17 protein-coding genes are annotated in these 13,146 nt (G+C 64.3%); 11 read left to right on the top strand and 6 right to left on the bottom strand.

What is annotated here, in order from left to right; translation table 11 throughout:
* Positions 1 to 22 precede the first annotated feature (22 nt).
* Positions 23 to 301 (top strand): hypothetical protein, encoded by a 279-nt coding sequence (locus tag EJ068_RS16475; protein ID WP_127249748.1) that lies wholly within the window; start codon positions 23 to 25, stop codon positions 299 to 301.
* On the opposite strand, the gene EJ068_RS16470 is transcribed toward EJ068_RS16475, so the two are convergent.
* Positions 298 to 1,329 (bottom strand): LacI family DNA-binding transcriptional regulator, encoded by a 1,032-nt coding sequence (locus tag EJ068_RS16470; RefSeq protein WP_127249747.1) that lies wholly within the window; start codon positions 1,327 to 1,329, stop codon positions 298 to 300. The two genes, EJ068_RS16475 and EJ068_RS16470, sit on opposite strands and share 4 nt — an antisense overlap.
* 189 nt (positions 1,330 to 1,518) lie before the next feature.
* Here EJ068_RS16470 and EJ068_RS16465 point away from each other — a divergent pair, with 189 nt between their 5' ends.
* From EJ068_RS16465 to EJ068_RS16455, 3 genes are read left to right on the top strand one after another with little or no spacing between them, the layout of a single operon-like run.
* On the top strand, positions 1,519 to 2,625 hold the full coding sequence (locus EJ068_RS16465) for a fatty acid desaturase family protein (RefSeq protein WP_127249746.1): 1,107 nt from the start codon (positions 1,519 to 1,521) through the stop codon (positions 2,623 to 2,625).
* 37 nt (positions 2,626 to 2,662) lie between these two features.
* The gene (locus tag EJ068_RS16460) at positions 2,663 to 2,977 is read left to right on the top strand and encodes a MocE family 2Fe-2S type ferredoxin (RefSeq protein WP_126063309.1); all 315 of its coding nucleotides are present in this window, start codon (positions 2,663 to 2,665) and stop codon (positions 2,975 to 2,977) included.
* The gene (locus EJ068_RS16455; RefSeq protein WP_127249745.1) at positions 2,974 to 4,209 is read left to right on the top strand and encodes an FAD-dependent oxidoreductase; all 1,236 of its coding nucleotides are present in this window, start codon (positions 2,974 to 2,976) and stop codon (positions 4,207 to 4,209) included. Before EJ068_RS16460 ends, EJ068_RS16455 begins: the two co-directional genes overlap by 4 nt.
* Before the next feature lie 7 nt (positions 4,210 to 4,216).
* Here EJ068_RS16455 and EJ068_RS16450 read toward each other — a convergent pair whose 3' ends face one another.
* The 5 genes from EJ068_RS16450 to hslV form a co-directional block, all read right to left on the bottom strand.
* Complete coding sequence (locus EJ068_RS16450) at positions 4,217 to 5,176, bottom strand: DUF1402 family protein (protein ID WP_127249744.1); 960 nt, start codon at positions 5,174 to 5,176, stop codon at positions 4,217 to 4,219.
* Between the two features lie 263 nt (positions 5,177 to 5,439).
* On the bottom strand, positions 5,440 to 6,750 hold the full coding sequence (hslU, locus tag EJ068_RS16445) for an ATP-dependent protease ATPase subunit HslU (RefSeq protein ID WP_127249743.1): 1,311 nt from the start codon (positions 6,748 to 6,750) through the stop codon (positions 5,440 to 5,442).
* Positions 6,751 to 6,755: 5 nt separating this feature from the next.
* Positions 6,756 to 7,355 (bottom strand): DUF2585 domain-containing protein, encoded by a 600-nt coding sequence (locus EJ068_RS16440; protein WP_127249742.1) that lies wholly within the window; start codon positions 7,353 to 7,355, stop codon positions 6,756 to 6,758.
* Between the two features lie 4 nt (positions 7,356 to 7,359).
* Positions 7,360 to 7,887, bottom strand: a complete 528-nt coding sequence (locus EJ068_RS16435; RefSeq protein WP_127249741.1) for a GNAT family N-acetyltransferase — start codon at positions 7,885 to 7,887, stop codon at positions 7,360 to 7,362.
* Positions 7,888 to 7,937: 50 nt separating this feature from the next.
* Entirely contained in the window at positions 7,938 to 8,489 is a 552-nt protein-coding gene (gene hslV / locus EJ068_RS16430) for an ATP-dependent protease subunit HslV (protein WP_040986886.1), read from the bottom strand.
* Between the two features lie 215 nt (positions 8,490 to 8,704).
* Here hslV and hisB point away from each other — a divergent pair, with 215 nt between their 5' ends.
* The 7 genes from hisB to hisF are packed head-to-tail and all read left to right on the top strand — an operon-like array spanning position 8,705 to position 13,100.
* Positions 8,705 to 9,301: an imidazoleglycerol-phosphate dehydratase HisB gene (hisB, locus tag EJ068_RS16425; protein WP_127249740.1), complete on the top strand. Its 597-nt coding sequence runs from the start codon at positions 8,705 to 8,707 to the stop codon at positions 9,299 to 9,301.
* Between the two features lie 3 nt (positions 9,302 to 9,304).
* Positions 9,305 to 9,778, top strand: a complete 474-nt coding sequence (locus EJ068_RS16420) for a DUF2628 domain-containing protein (RefSeq protein ID WP_127249739.1) — start codon at positions 9,305 to 9,307, stop codon at positions 9,776 to 9,778.
* Position 9,779: 1 nt separating this feature from the next.
* Positions 9,780 to 10,430 (top strand): imidazole glycerol phosphate synthase subunit HisH, encoded by a 651-nt coding sequence (gene hisH / locus EJ068_RS16415; RefSeq protein WP_127249738.1) that lies wholly within the window; start codon positions 9,780 to 9,782, stop codon positions 10,428 to 10,430.
* 2 nt (positions 10,431 to 10,432) lie between these two features.
* Positions 10,433 to 10,723, top strand: a complete 291-nt coding sequence (locus EJ068_RS16410; protein ID WP_126063320.1) for a DUF1330 domain-containing protein — start codon at positions 10,433 to 10,435, stop codon at positions 10,721 to 10,723.
* A 3-nt stretch (positions 10,724 to 10,726) separates the two neighbouring features.
* Complete coding sequence (gene hisA, locus EJ068_RS16405) at positions 10,727 to 11,470, top strand: 1-(5-phosphoribosyl)-5-[(5-phosphoribosylamino)methylideneamino]imidazole-4-carboxamide isomerase (protein ID WP_127249737.1); 744 nt, start codon at positions 10,727 to 10,729, stop codon at positions 11,468 to 11,470.
* Entirely contained in the window at positions 11,470 to 12,309 is an 840-nt protein-coding gene (locus tag EJ068_RS16400) for an arginase family protein (protein ID WP_127249736.1), read from the top strand. Before hisA ends, EJ068_RS16400 begins: the two co-directional genes overlap by 1 nt.
* On the top strand, positions 12,306 to 13,100 hold the full coding sequence (gene hisF, locus EJ068_RS16395; protein ID WP_189341946.1) for an imidazole glycerol phosphate synthase subunit HisF: 795 nt from the start codon (positions 12,306 to 12,308) through the stop codon (positions 13,098 to 13,100). Before EJ068_RS16400 ends, hisF begins: the two co-directional genes overlap by 4 nt.
* The last annotated feature ends 46 nt before the right edge of the window (positions 13,101 to 13,146 follow it).

The raw sequence follows: 13,146 nt of genomic DNA, 5'->3' as shown, positions 1-13,146 counted from the left end.
CGGGGAATCTCTCCCTGCGGCCATGCGGCGTCGCCAGTTCGACTGGAACGCCTCTTCCTCCGTTCGAACAGGCGCTCCGGAACGAAAGAACCAAAAGGCCTATTTGGTGAAATATTTATTCCATTTCGTTTCGGAAACGTCAAGGGCGATTCCGACCGGGGCGGCCGGTTTTTCGATCACCATGGGCGTGACAACGACCAAATTCGTCGAAATTTGCGCCCGAGGCCGGGTGAACCACGATGAAAGAATCCATCAGGCTGATGGATTCTTTCACATCGGCTACATCGCGCTCAGCGCCTAGATGTTTTCGGGCAGATAGACGTCGAAGGGCAGGAAGGTCTGTCCCGGCGCATTGGCTGCGCCGCTTTCGATGGCATGGGCCATCAGCCCGACGAGTTCGCGGCAGAGCGCCGCGAGCGGTGTCGAGATCACCATGGTGAGGATGTTGTCGGCAAGCGCGGCGCGCGAGACGGCGTTGATCTCGTTGCAGATGACGACCGGCATCTCGGCCGGCTTTGCCGTTCTCAGAGCCGAGACCGCGCCCTCCATACCGCCGCCGGCGACATAGCAGCCGGCGAGATCGGGATGGCGGGCCAGGAGATCGAGCATGGCGTCATGCGTCACGTCATTGGCCTCGAGATTGACCAGCGTCTCCATCACGGTGAAGTCGGGCGCGTGCTCGCGGAAGAAAGAGCGGAAGCCGATCTCGCGCAATTCATGGCCGTGGAAGCGGTGGCTGCCGACGAAGAGCGCGACCTTGCCCGGCTTCCTTGCGGCCTTGGCGATCATCCAGGCGGCACTGCGCCCGACCTTGCGGTTGTCGAGCCCGACATAGCCCTCGCGGATGCCGGCGGCAAAATCCGACAGCAGCGAGAAGACCGGCTGTCCCCTCGCCTTCATTGTCTCCACGACCGCCGTCAGCGTCGGATGGTCCGGGCCGACGACGGCGATGGCCCTGGATTTCGCCGCCAGCCCACGCATCTGGGCGGCGATCTCATCGGGCGCCAGCGAAGCGGCGAAATCGATGGTTGCAACGCCACGAAAACGCTGCGACTGCGCGACCGCCAGCTCGAGCTCCTTGGCGAAATCGCCATAGAAGACGTCATTGCCCCTGAGCAGCAGGAAGCCGAGCCGATATTCCGGCAATTCCTGGCGCATGCGCTGCTTGATCAGCCCAGCGGCGTGATAGCCGATCTCGGTGGCAGCGTCATAGACCCGGCGCGCCGTCTCCTCGCGCACCGGCAGGCGGCTGTTTAGCACCCTGTCGACGGTGGCGACGCTGACGCCGGAGACGCGCGCGAGATCGGTAATGGTCGGGCGCTTTGCCATGAATGCTTCCTCACTTGTCCCACTCCGGCTAGCCGGCTCACCCATATCTCTTTCTGATGGGAAATGATAGAAACTATCTTTGTGATGTTGAGACTATCAGACCTTGCGGCTATGCTGAAGTCGAAAGTCAGCGATGGCGCGACCCCCGCACGGTCGAGCGGTTCGCCAAGGGCTGGCGGAGGAACCCCAATGACGGCAATCACGTCTTCCGCGGCGTCGCCGCGCGACTACAGCCTGACCGGGCGAGACGCCAGGCTCGCGGTCGAGAACGGGCTCGCGGCGGCCGAGTGGTACCACACCGAGATCCCGCGCAAGCAGATGAAGGAGCTGATGCAGCGCTCCGACCAGCCGGCGATCCGCGACACCGTCATCTGGCTGGCCGCATTCGTCATCGGCGCCGTGGGCGGCATCTCGTTCTGGGGCAGCTGGTGGTGCGTGCCGTTCTTCTTCGTCTACGGCACGCTCTACGGCTCCTCGACCGATTCCCGCTGGCACGAATGCGGCCACGGCACGGCCTTCCGCACGCAGTGGATGAACGACGCCGTCTACCAGCTCGCCTGCTTCATGATCATGCGCAACCCGGTGACCTGGCGCTGGAGTCATACGCGCCACCACACCGACACCATCATTGTCGGACGCGATCCCGAGATCGCCGTCATGCGCCCGCCGGACCTGTTGCGCGTGGTGCTGAACTTCTTCGGCATCCTCGACGCCTGGCATGCGATGACCGACATGCTGCGCAATGCCGCCGGCATCATCAGCCCCGCGGAAAAGACCTTCATTCCCGAACAGGAGCAGCCGAAGGCGATCCGCGTGGCGCGTATCTGGCTCGCCATCTACATCGCGACCATCGCGCTGGCGCTCTACCTGCATTCATGGCTGCCGCTGATGCTCGTCGGCCTGCCCCGCCTCTACGGCGCCTGGCATCACGTGATGACCGGCCTGCTGCAGCATGGCGGACTCGCCGAAAATGTCATCGATCACCGCCTGAACAGCCGGACGGTGCTGATGAACCCGATCAGCCGCTTCATCTACTGGAACATGAACTACCATGTGGAGCACCACATGTTCCCGATGGTGCCCTATCACGCGCTGCCCAAGCTGCACGAGATGATCAAGCACGACCTGCCGCCACCGACGCCGTCGATCCTGGCCGGCTACCGCGAGATGATCCCTGCCTTCCTGCGCCAGCTGCGCAACGAGGATTACTTCCTCAAGCGCGCGCTGCCGTCGACGGCAAAGCCCTACCGGGAAGAATTGCACAACGACAGCCCGGTGGCGGCAGCGGCCGAGTGAGCTGCCGAAGGCTGACCAGGAATTTCACGAGGACGAGATGAGCGACTGGGTCGAGGCCTGCGCGGCCGGGGATATCGACGAAGAGGACGTGATGCGGTTCGACCATGCCGGACGCACCTTCGCCATCTACCGCAGCCCGGACGACGAATATTTCGCCACCGACGGCCTGTGCACGCATGAAAAGGTGCACCTGGCGGACGGGCTGGTGATGGACGACATCATCGAATGCCCCAAGCACAATGGTCGCTTCAACTACAAGACCGGCGACGCGCGCGGCGCGCCGGTCTGCGTCAACCTCAGGACTTATCCGGTCAAGGTCGATGCCGGAAAGGTCCTGATCCAGGTCGGATGACGGCGATGGCCGGGATGGTGATCATCGGTGCGGGCGAGTGCGGCGGGCGCGCCGCGCTTGCGCTCCGCGATCTCGGCTATGACGGGCCGGTGACATTGGTCGGCGACGAGCCGCATCCGCCCTATGAGCGGCCGCCGCTCTCGAAGGACGCGATGACCGGAGAGGCTCCCTCCATCAAGGCGATCGCCAGCGACGCGCTCTTCGCCGAACGCGCGATCCGGCACATCCATTCCGTCCGGGCGGTCGCGATCGACCGTGCAGCGCATGTCGTGCACCTTTCCGACGGCTCTTCCCTTCCCTACAACAAGCTGCTGCTGGCGACCGGGTCCGTGCCGCGCCAGCTGCCGATGACGGGCCTCGGCTCGCGCTGCGTCTATTTGAGGACCTTCAACGACGCACTCGCTATACGTGCCCATCTCAGCGCCGGAAATCGCGTCGCCATCATCGGCGGCGGCTTCATCGGGCTGGAGCTTGCCGCCTCGGCGCGCAAGCTCGGCGCCACGGTCACCGTCATCGAGGCGCAGCCGCGTATCCTGATGCGCGGCGTGCCGGCCGAGATCGCCGAAATCATCCACAAGGCGCATGAGGCCGAGGGCGTCCCGATCCGCACCGGCCAGGGGATCGCCGCGATTGCCGATGACGGCAAGGACGTCGCCATCACGCTGGCCGACGGGCAGAAGATCGTCGCCGATCTCGCGGTGATCGGCATCGGCGCCGTGCCGGTGACGGCGCTTGCCGCCGAAGCGGGGCTCGCGATCGACAACGGCATCGCCGTCGACGAGCGTTTGCGCACCGCCGACCCGGATATCTTCGCCGCCGGCGATTGCTGCTCGTTTCCGCTGGGGATCTATGGCGGCCGGCGCGTGCGGCTGGAAGCCTGGCGCAATGCGCAGGAACAGGGCGCGCTGGCGGCGAAGAACATGCTGGGCGCCGACGAGGCCCATGCCGCCGTGCCGTGGTTCTGGTCGGATCAGTATGGCCTGACCCTGCAGATCGCCGGACTTTCCGACGAGGGCAAGAGCGTCGTGCGGCGCGACCTCGACGACGGCGCCTTCATTCTGTTCCATTTGGCGCAGGACGGCAGGCTGATCGCCGCCAGCGGCATCGGCCCCGGCAATGCGGTGGCGCGTGATATCCGGCTGGCGGAGATGCTGATCGCCAAGCGGGGGAAGCCGGCGCCGGAAGCGCTCGGCTCGCAAGCGGTCAAGCTGAAGTCGCTGCTGGCAGCTTGAGGTCTGGTTAGAAAAGCGCCTTCAGCTCGTCCAGCTTGTCGTTGACCACCCAGCCGTAATAGTTCTCCTCGGGCAGCTTTTCCGGTTCGCCGGCGGCGCGGCGTCTGTCGTTCTCGGCCTTCAGCGCATAGGCGCGCTGCTCGGGGTTGCCGACATTGTAGAGCGTGGCGGTAAGCCCCGGATTGTGGGAGATGTCGAAGCCGGCGATGCTGCGATAGGCGTCGATCGACTTCCTGATGGTCGCTGCAACGTAAGGCAGCGTCAGGTCCGGGTCCATGATGGTCTTGTAGACCGCATTGGGATCCTCGACATTAAGCTTCGGCAGGCCGGAGACCTTGTGCACGAGATCGCTCATCTGCAGCGCGGTCAGCGGGTTCAACTGGCCGAGACCGAAGGTCTGGCCGGCATAATAGGGCTGGAAGAAGGTTGCGCCGAAGCGGTCGTTGGGGAAGCTTGTGCCGCCGACGGTCTTGCCGCGAAAGGCATGGTTCCACACCTGCTCGCGGCATTCCCACAGATCGTAGCTGTCGTCCATGCCGGCGCATTTCTTGAATTCCGGCCGCTGAACGAAATCGCCGACATCCTCGCCCACATAGGCGAAGGTCAGCTTGCTCGACAGATAGGACATCGCCTTGACGTAGTAGGTCTGCAGGCGGTCATAGGCGTCGACATTGTAGGTGTGCTCGCCGACGATGGCGCCGACGATATGCATCGGATCGATACCGTAGGCAGCCGCCACCTTCCTGATCTTGCCGCGCAGCTCGGCATCGTTCTGCAGCAACGCGTAGACTTTACGGTACTTGGCCTGGAAGGTGGTGTTGGTTGCCTGGGTGCGCCGGCTGGACGCGCCCGGAATGTCCGGCTGCACGGCATTGCGATTGCCCGGAGGCACCATGGTCGCGGCATCGGCGATCGTCACCGCCGCCGCCAGTGCAAGACACACAAAAAGAAACAGATACTTCTTCATCCGCCGCCGCTTTGGGGCGGCTCGGCTATCGCCGATCAACCCCCAACCATTTGATTGAACGCAAGTTCAGACGGAAAACCGCTGGATGGTTTTCCCGAAATTGCTTCCAGAACGCGCGGCAACCTAGGTAAAGCGTCCGACAGAGTCGAGAGAAGGCTACCGACTGCCCCCAAAAATGGTGGCGGGATGCTTCCATTTGGCCACACCCAAAGCGGTCGGCCGGACAAGTCGGGCCGGCGCTGAGGCCGGCCCGACTTCAAAAATCAAAGAATGAAGCGCGACAGGTCGGTGTTGCGCGACAGGTCGCCGACATGCTTCTCAACATAGGCGGCGTCGATGGTGACCGCCGTGCCGTTGCGGTCCGGCGCATCGTAGGAAATCTCGTCCAGCACGCGTTCCATCACCGTCTGCAGGCGCCTTGCGCCTATGTTCTCGACGCTGGCGTTAAGATCGACCGCGATGCCGGCGAGCGAATCGATGGCGTCGTCGGTGAAGGTCAGCTCGACGCCCTCGGTCTTCATCAGCGCCACATACTGCTTGATGAGGCTCGCCTCGGTCTCGGTTAGGATGCGGACGAAATCCGACTTCTCCAGCGCGCGCAGCTCGACGCGAATCGGCAGGCGGCCCTGCAGTTCGGGCAGCAGGTCGGACGGCTTGGAGACGTGGAAGGCGCCGGAAGCAATGAACAGGATGTGGTCGGTCTTGATCGGCCCGTATTTGGTCGCGACCGTGGTGCCCTCGACCAGCGGCAGCAGGTCGCGCTGCACGCCCTCGCGGGACGGACCGCCCGAAATGTCGCTCCTGGCCGCGATCTTGTCGATCTCGTCGAGGAAGACGATGCCGTCATTCTCGGCCGATTCCAGCGCGCGACGCACGACCTCGTCCTGGTCGAGCAGCTTGTCGGATTCGTCGTTGACGAGCAGCGCATAGGAATCGCGGACCGTGGTCTTGCGGGTCTTGGTCCTGCGGCCGCCCATCGCCTTCGACAGCATGTCGTTGATGTTGAGCACGCCGACATTGCCGCCGGGCATGCCGGGGATCTCGAAGCCTGGCATGCCGCCATTGCCGGTGTCGGCCACCTCGATCTCGATCTCCTTGTCGTCAAGCTCGCCGTCGCGCAGCTTCTTGCGGAAGCTATCGCGCGTGGCCGGGCTCGCCGTCTTGCCGACCAGGGCCTCCAGCACGCGTTCCTCGGCGTTGATCTGGGCGCGCGCCGCAACGTCCTCGCGCATCTTCTCGCGGGTCAGGCCGATGGCGACCTCGACGAGGTCGCGCACGATCTGCTCGACATCGCGGCCGACATAGCCGACCTCGGTGAACTTGGTAGCCTCGACCTTGACGAAGGGCGCGCCGGCGAGCCGCGCCAGGCGGCGCGAGATCTCGGTCTTGCCGACGCCGGTCGGGCCGATCATCAGGATGTTCTTCGGCATCACCTCTTCGCGCATCTGGCCTTCCAGCTGCTGGCGGCGCCAGCGGTTGCGCAAGGCGATGGCCACGGCGCGCTTGGCGTCCTTCTGGCCGATGATGAAGCGGTCGAGTTCCGAAACGATTTCGCGGGGAGAAAAGGTGCTCATTTTACTCAAATTCCACTTTGCCACTGCCTGATGGACTCGAACGGATGCAGCAGCATGATCACGTTGAGCGTCAGATTGTCCCGGATGATGTAGCCCGTGCCGAGCTCGAAGATGAGCGCCAGGGCCACGATCACCCATATAGGTAGCTTTCGCGCCATCACAAATCCCAGCGCCATGAACAGCGTGTCGGACACCGAGTTGATGATCGAATCGCCGTAATAGTTGAGCGAGATGGTGCCGGCGCGGTAGCGCTCGATGATGAAGGGGCTGTTTTCCAGGATTTCCCAGCCGCCTTCGATGAGGACGGCGAAGGCGAGCCTTAAGCCAACCGGCGAGCGCGGAAACAGCGCCCAGGCCAGCGCATAGAACAGGAAGCCGTGGATGATGTGCGAGAAGGTGTACCAGTCGGCGATGTGCTGGGAATTCTCCGAGCTATTGACCACGCCGTGCCAGAGCTTGACGTAGCCGCAGGTGCAGATCGGCGGATGGCCCATGCCGTACAAGGTGCCCGCCTGGAACACGATCAAGGCGAGCACGAGCAGCAGGCCCATGCGCCAGCTGTCTTCATAAGCGGAAAGCGTTTTGTCCCCTCCGGGCGCGATCATTGCCTCAGTCCCCCAGATTTTCATCGTCGTCTTCGTCCGCATCGACGGCCATCAGCACGACGTCCTCATATTGCGAATGCCTGCGGCCGATCGGCCTGAAGCCGGCCTTCTCATAGGCGCGGATGGCGCGGGCATTGTCGGGATGCGGGTCGATGATGACGCGCGGCGCGCCTTCCTCGAACAGCTCCTCGACGAACTGGCGCAGGATTGCCGAGCCATGGCCGACACCAACCAGCTCCGGCGGGCCGATCGACAGATCGACGCCCAGCGTGCCGAAGGGCTGGTCGGCGTAAGGATGGTCGTCCTCCAGATGCGGGTCATAGCTCTGCAGATAGGCGATCGGCCTGCCGTCCAATTCGACGATCAGCGGCTCCACCGAGACCGAATCCATATGCTCGCGGATATCGGCGATTTCCTTTTCCGGATCGTCCCACCACTCAGCGACATGCGGCTCGCTCAGCCACCTGGCGATCAACGGCAGATCCTTCTCGGTGACCGGCCGAAAGTCGTAGCTATGCTGCTGAGTGACCATGATCTTATCCAAAAACCGGCTCCCACTTTTTGGGATCATGGTCGGCAGGCTCAAGCGGCATCGAGCGTTTCGACGACGAAATTGTTGTTGGTGTAGACGCAGATGTCGGACGCGATCTGCATGGCCTTGCGGGCGATCTCCTCGGCGTCCTTGTCGGTGTCGATCAGCGCGCGGGCCGCGGCCAGGGCGTAATTGCCGCCGGAGCCGATGGCCATCACGCCGTGTTCGGGCTCGAGCACATCGCCATTGCCGGTCAGCGCCAGCGAGACCGACTTGTCGGCGACCAGCATCATGGCTTCCAGGCGGCGCAGGTAACGGTCGGTGCGCCAGTCCTTGGCGAGCTCGACGCAGGCGCGCGTCAGCTGATCGGGATATTGCTCGAGCTTGGCTTCGAGCCGCTCGAGCAGGGTGAAGGCGTCGGCAGTGGCGCCTGCGAAGCCGGCAATGACGCTGCCGCCCTTGCCGATGCGGCGCACCTTGCGGGCGTTGCCCTTCATGATGGTCTGGCCGAGGCTGACCTGGCCGTCGCCGGCGATCACGACCTTGTTGCCCTTGCGCACGCTGATGATGGTCGTGGCGTGCATGGTGAGTTCATTCGACATTTTGAGCTCCGATTCGCGCTATCCCTTGAAGGCGATTGGCGCGGTACGAGTGAGTTGGATCGGCCATATGTATGCATAAGGCCAACGATTGCAAACCGCCCCGCGGCGAAGGCCGATAGTGGCCGGAATGGCAACTGGCAATCGCCGGATCATGCTGATAGAAGGCTTTCGTTTTCAAGCCCGAGGGCCCCGACCAGGGCAATAAGGACACGACGATGACGCGTTCGGCCGAAGTCAGCCGCAAGACCAAGGAAACCGAGATTTCGGTCTCGCTCCATGTCGACGGCAAGGGCAAGGCCGACATTTCGACCGGCGTCGGCTTCTTCGACCATATGCTCGATCAGCTGTCGCGGCATTCGCTGATCGACATGACGATCAAGGCCAAGGGCGACCTGCATATCGACGACCACCACACGGCCGAGGACACCGGCATCGCGATCGGCCAGGCTTTGAGCAAGGCGCTGGGCGAGCGGCGCGGCATCATGCGCTACGCCTCGATCGACCTCGCCATGGACGAGACGCTGACCAGGGCGGCGGTCGATGTTTCCGGCCGGCCCTTCCTGGTCTGGAACGTCGCCTTCTCGTCGCCGAAGATCGGCACCTTTGACACCGAGCTGGTGCGCGAGTTCTTCCAGGCCCTGGCGCAGAATGCCGGCATCACGCTGCATGTGACCAATCATTACGGCGCCAACAACCATCACATCGCCGAGACCTGCTTCAAGGCCGTGGCCAGGGCGCTGCGCGCAGCGCTCGAGCCCGATCCGCGCCAGCCCGACGCGGTGCCGTCCACCAAGGGATCGCTGAAAGGATAGGCTATGGCGGTCTATGTCGTGATGACGCCGCCGGCCGGCAACAACGCCGAGGACATCCGTTTCGTGCGCGACGGCTTTACCTGGCTCGGCTTCCTGTTCTCGCCGCTCTGGCTGGCCTGGAACCGGCTCTGGATGGCGGCCGTGCTGACCTTCGTCGTCATGGCGCTCCTGTCGGCGACCGGTGAGAAGCTGGGGCTCGGATGGGCCGGATCGATGCTGTCGCTGCTGGTCTCGCTTTACATCGGCTTCGAAGGACAGAATTTACGCATCGCTTCGCTGCGCCGGCGCGGCTGGCGCGAATGGGGCGTGATCGAGGCCGGCAATCTCGCCGATGCCGAGACGCGCCATGCCCTGGACGCCGGCGAGGAGAGCGAGGAGCAGCCAGCCTTGCCGCGCATCGTACCGGACGCATCGCTGGCGCGCCCGCCGCAAACCGGCATGGCGCTCGGCCTGACCCATACGCCTGGAAGGCCCTGACATGCGGGTAGCCATCATCGACTACGGCTCGGGCAATCTGCGCTCGGCCACCAAGGCTTTCGAGCGCGCGGCGCGCGAAGGAGGCATCGCCGCGACGATCGAGCTGACGGCCGACGCCGAGCGGGTGCGTTCCGCCGACCGCATCGTACTGCCGGGCGTCGGCGCCTATGCCGATTGCGCCGCCGGCCTGCACGCGGTGCCAGGCATGTGGGAGGCGGTGGAGGAAGCGGCGCTTCGTAAAGGGCGGCCGTTCCTCGGCATCTGCGTCGGCATGCAGCTGATGTCGCAACGCGGGTTGGAAAAGACCATCACCAAGGGCCTCGGCTGGATCGCCGGCGACGTCAAGGAGATCCAGCCCTCCGATCCAACGCTGAAGATCCCGCAGATCGGCTGGAACACGATCGAGCTTACGCGCGAGCACCCGCTGTTTTCCGGCATCGAGACCGGCCCGAGGGGGCTGCACGCCTATTTCGTGCATTCCTACCACCTGGAAGCGAAGTATCCGGACGAGGTGCTGGCGGTTGCCGACTATGGCGGCCCGGTAACGGCCGCGGTGGCCCGCGACAACCTCGCCGGCACGCAGTTCCATCCCGAGAAGAGCCAGGCGCTCGGCCTGGCGCTGATCACCAATTTCCTGAAATGGAGGCCCTGAAAATGAGCAGGAAGGGCTATTGGATGGCGATGATCGATGTCCGCGATGCGGACGTCTACAAGCAGTATATCGAAGCGAATGCCGTCGCCTTCGCGAAATACGGGGCGAAATTCGCGGTCCGCGCGGGCCGCTACGAGAGCCCGGAGGGACCGACCGGCAACCGTCACGTGCTTGTGGAGTTCGAGTCCTACGACAAGGCAATCGAATGCTATCATTCGCCTGAATATCAGCACGCCTCGAAATTCCGGCTCGCCGCTTCGACCGGTCATTTCGTCATCGTCGAGGGCGCCTGACCCATGATCCTGTTTCCAGCCATAGACCTCAAGGACGGCAAATGCGTGCGCCTGAAACACGGCGACATGGCCACCGCCACGATCTACAATGACGACCCCGCCGCGCAGGCACGGGCCTTCGAGGACCAGGGCTTCGAGTGGCTGCATGTCGTCGACCTCAACGGCGCCTTCAAGGGCCAGAGCGTCAACAGCGCCGCGGTCGGGGCTATCCTCAGGGCGACGAAGAACCCGGTGCAGCTCGGCGGCGGAATCCGCACCTTGCCGCAGATCGAAGACTGGCTGGACCGCGGCCTGACGCGCGTCATCCTCGGCACGGTGGCCGTGCGCGAACCCGAACTCGTCAAGGAAGCGTGCAAGGCTTTTCCGGGAAAAATCGCAGTCGGCATCGACGCCAAGGGCGGCAAGGTGGCCGTCGAGGGCTGGGCCGAAGCCTCCGAGCTCGGCGTCATCGAGCTGGCCAGGAAATTCGAGGGCGCCGGCGTTGCCGCTATCATCTACACCGACATCGACCGCGACGGCGTGCTGACCGGCATCAACTGGGATTCGACCGTCGACCTCGCGGAAGCGGTTTCCATTCCCGTGATCGCATCCGGCGGCCTCGCCTCGATTGCCGACATCGTGCGCATGACCATGCCCGACGCGCAAAAACTCGAAGGCGCGATCTCGGGCCGCGCCCTATATGACGGACGTATCGACCCGGCCGAGGCACTGGCGATCCTGCGCGGCGAACGGGCGGAGACAGAATAGTGAACATCTCGATCATCCTGGCATCCTATGACAGCGGCCACTTCCACGGTGGCTGCGGCCAGGGCCCGGACGCGCTGATTTCCGGCGGATTGGCCGATGCGCTGAGGCTTGCCGGCCACGACGTCGAGGTGAACGACATCGGCAAGGTGGTCGAGGACGAAGAAGAGCGCGAGATCGGCACCGGCTTTGCCGTCTGCAACGCCGTTTCAGGCGAAGTCCGCATGGCGCTGGACAAGAAGCGGTTTCCGATCGTGCTGGCCGGCAACTGCCTGACCGCCGCCGGCGCCGTGGCAGGCGCCGGCGCCGACGCCATCATCTGGGCCGACCAGCATGGCGACCTCAACACGCCGGAGACCACCACAACGGGCTTCCTCGACGGCATGGCGCTGGCCACCGTGCTTGGCCTCTGCTGGCGGCGAATGGCGAACCAGATCCCCGGCTTCAAGCCAGTCGATCCGTCGCGCAGCGTCCTGGTCAACGCGCGCGACCTCGACGCCGCCGAAAGAGAACTGCTGGAAAAGCTGCCGATCGTCCGGACCGAATGCCCCGACTGGAAGAGCGCTGCGCAGAGACTGAAAGCCGGCGGCGCACGCCAGGTCCACATGCATGTCGATCTCGACGTGCATGACCCCGAGAAGCTGCAGGCCAACCGCTACACCACGCCCGGCGGCCCGGTGCCGGAGCAAGTGCGCATGGCGATGTGCGGCCTTGCCGGTCCGCTTGCCATCGCCGGGCTCACCATTTCCGCCTACGATCCGGCCTTCGACCCCAAGGGCGACGTGCCGCCGCTGGTCGGCGAGCTGGTGGTCGACCTGCTGTCCACCCTGGAAAGCAAGTGATGCTGAAAGCCCGCGTCATCCCCTGCCTGGACGTCAAAAACGGCCGCGTGGTCAAGGGCGTCAATTTCGTCGACCTCATCGACGCCGGCGATCCGGTCGAAGCCGCCAAGGCTTATGATGCCGCGGGCGCCGATGAGCTGTGCTTCCTCGACATCACCGCCTCGTCGGACAATCGCGAGACGATCTTCGACGTGGTCGCCCGGACCGCCGAGCAATGCTTCATGCCGCTCACCGTCGGCGGCGGCGTGCGCCAGGTGGCCGATATCCGCAAGCTGCTTCTGGCCGGCGCCGACAAGGTGTCGATCAACACGGCGGCGGTGAAGAACCCCGATTTCGTCACGGAGGCCGCCGACAAGTTCGGCAACCAGTGCATCGTCGTGGCCATCGACGCCAAGAAGGTGTCGGCGGCCGGCGAGGCCGACCGCTGGGAGATCTTCACCCATGGCGGTCGCGAGAAGACGGGCATCGACGCGGTCGACTTCGCCGCACGCATGGTCGATCGCGGCGCCGGCGAGATCCTGCTGACCTCAATGGACCGCGACGGCACGAAGGCCGGCTATGACATCGCGCTGACCCGCGCCGTCGCCGACGCGGTGCGCGCGCCGGTCATCGCTTCGGGCGGCGTCGGAACGCTCGATCACCTGGTCGAAGGCATCCGCGACGGCCACGCTGGCGCCGTGCTTGCCGCCTCGATCTTCCATTTCGGCACTTACTCGATCGCCGAGGCCAAGGCATACATGGCCAAGGCCGGCCTGCCGATGCGGCTGGACTCGGCCGCCCATCGGGCTTAAAGCATGATCCCGCAAGGTTGGGGACCGGTTTTCGGAAAAGATCATG

Origin of the sequence: Mesorhizobium sp. M2A.F.Ca.ET.043.02.1.1, from assembly GCF_003952405.1 — a bacterium.
Taxonomy (GTDB): domain Bacteria; phylum Pseudomonadota; class Alphaproteobacteria; order Rhizobiales; family Rhizobiaceae; genus Mesorhizobium.
The sequence above is the reverse complement of the archived record's forward strand: the minus strand, read 5'-3'. Positions and strand labels throughout refer to the sequence as shown.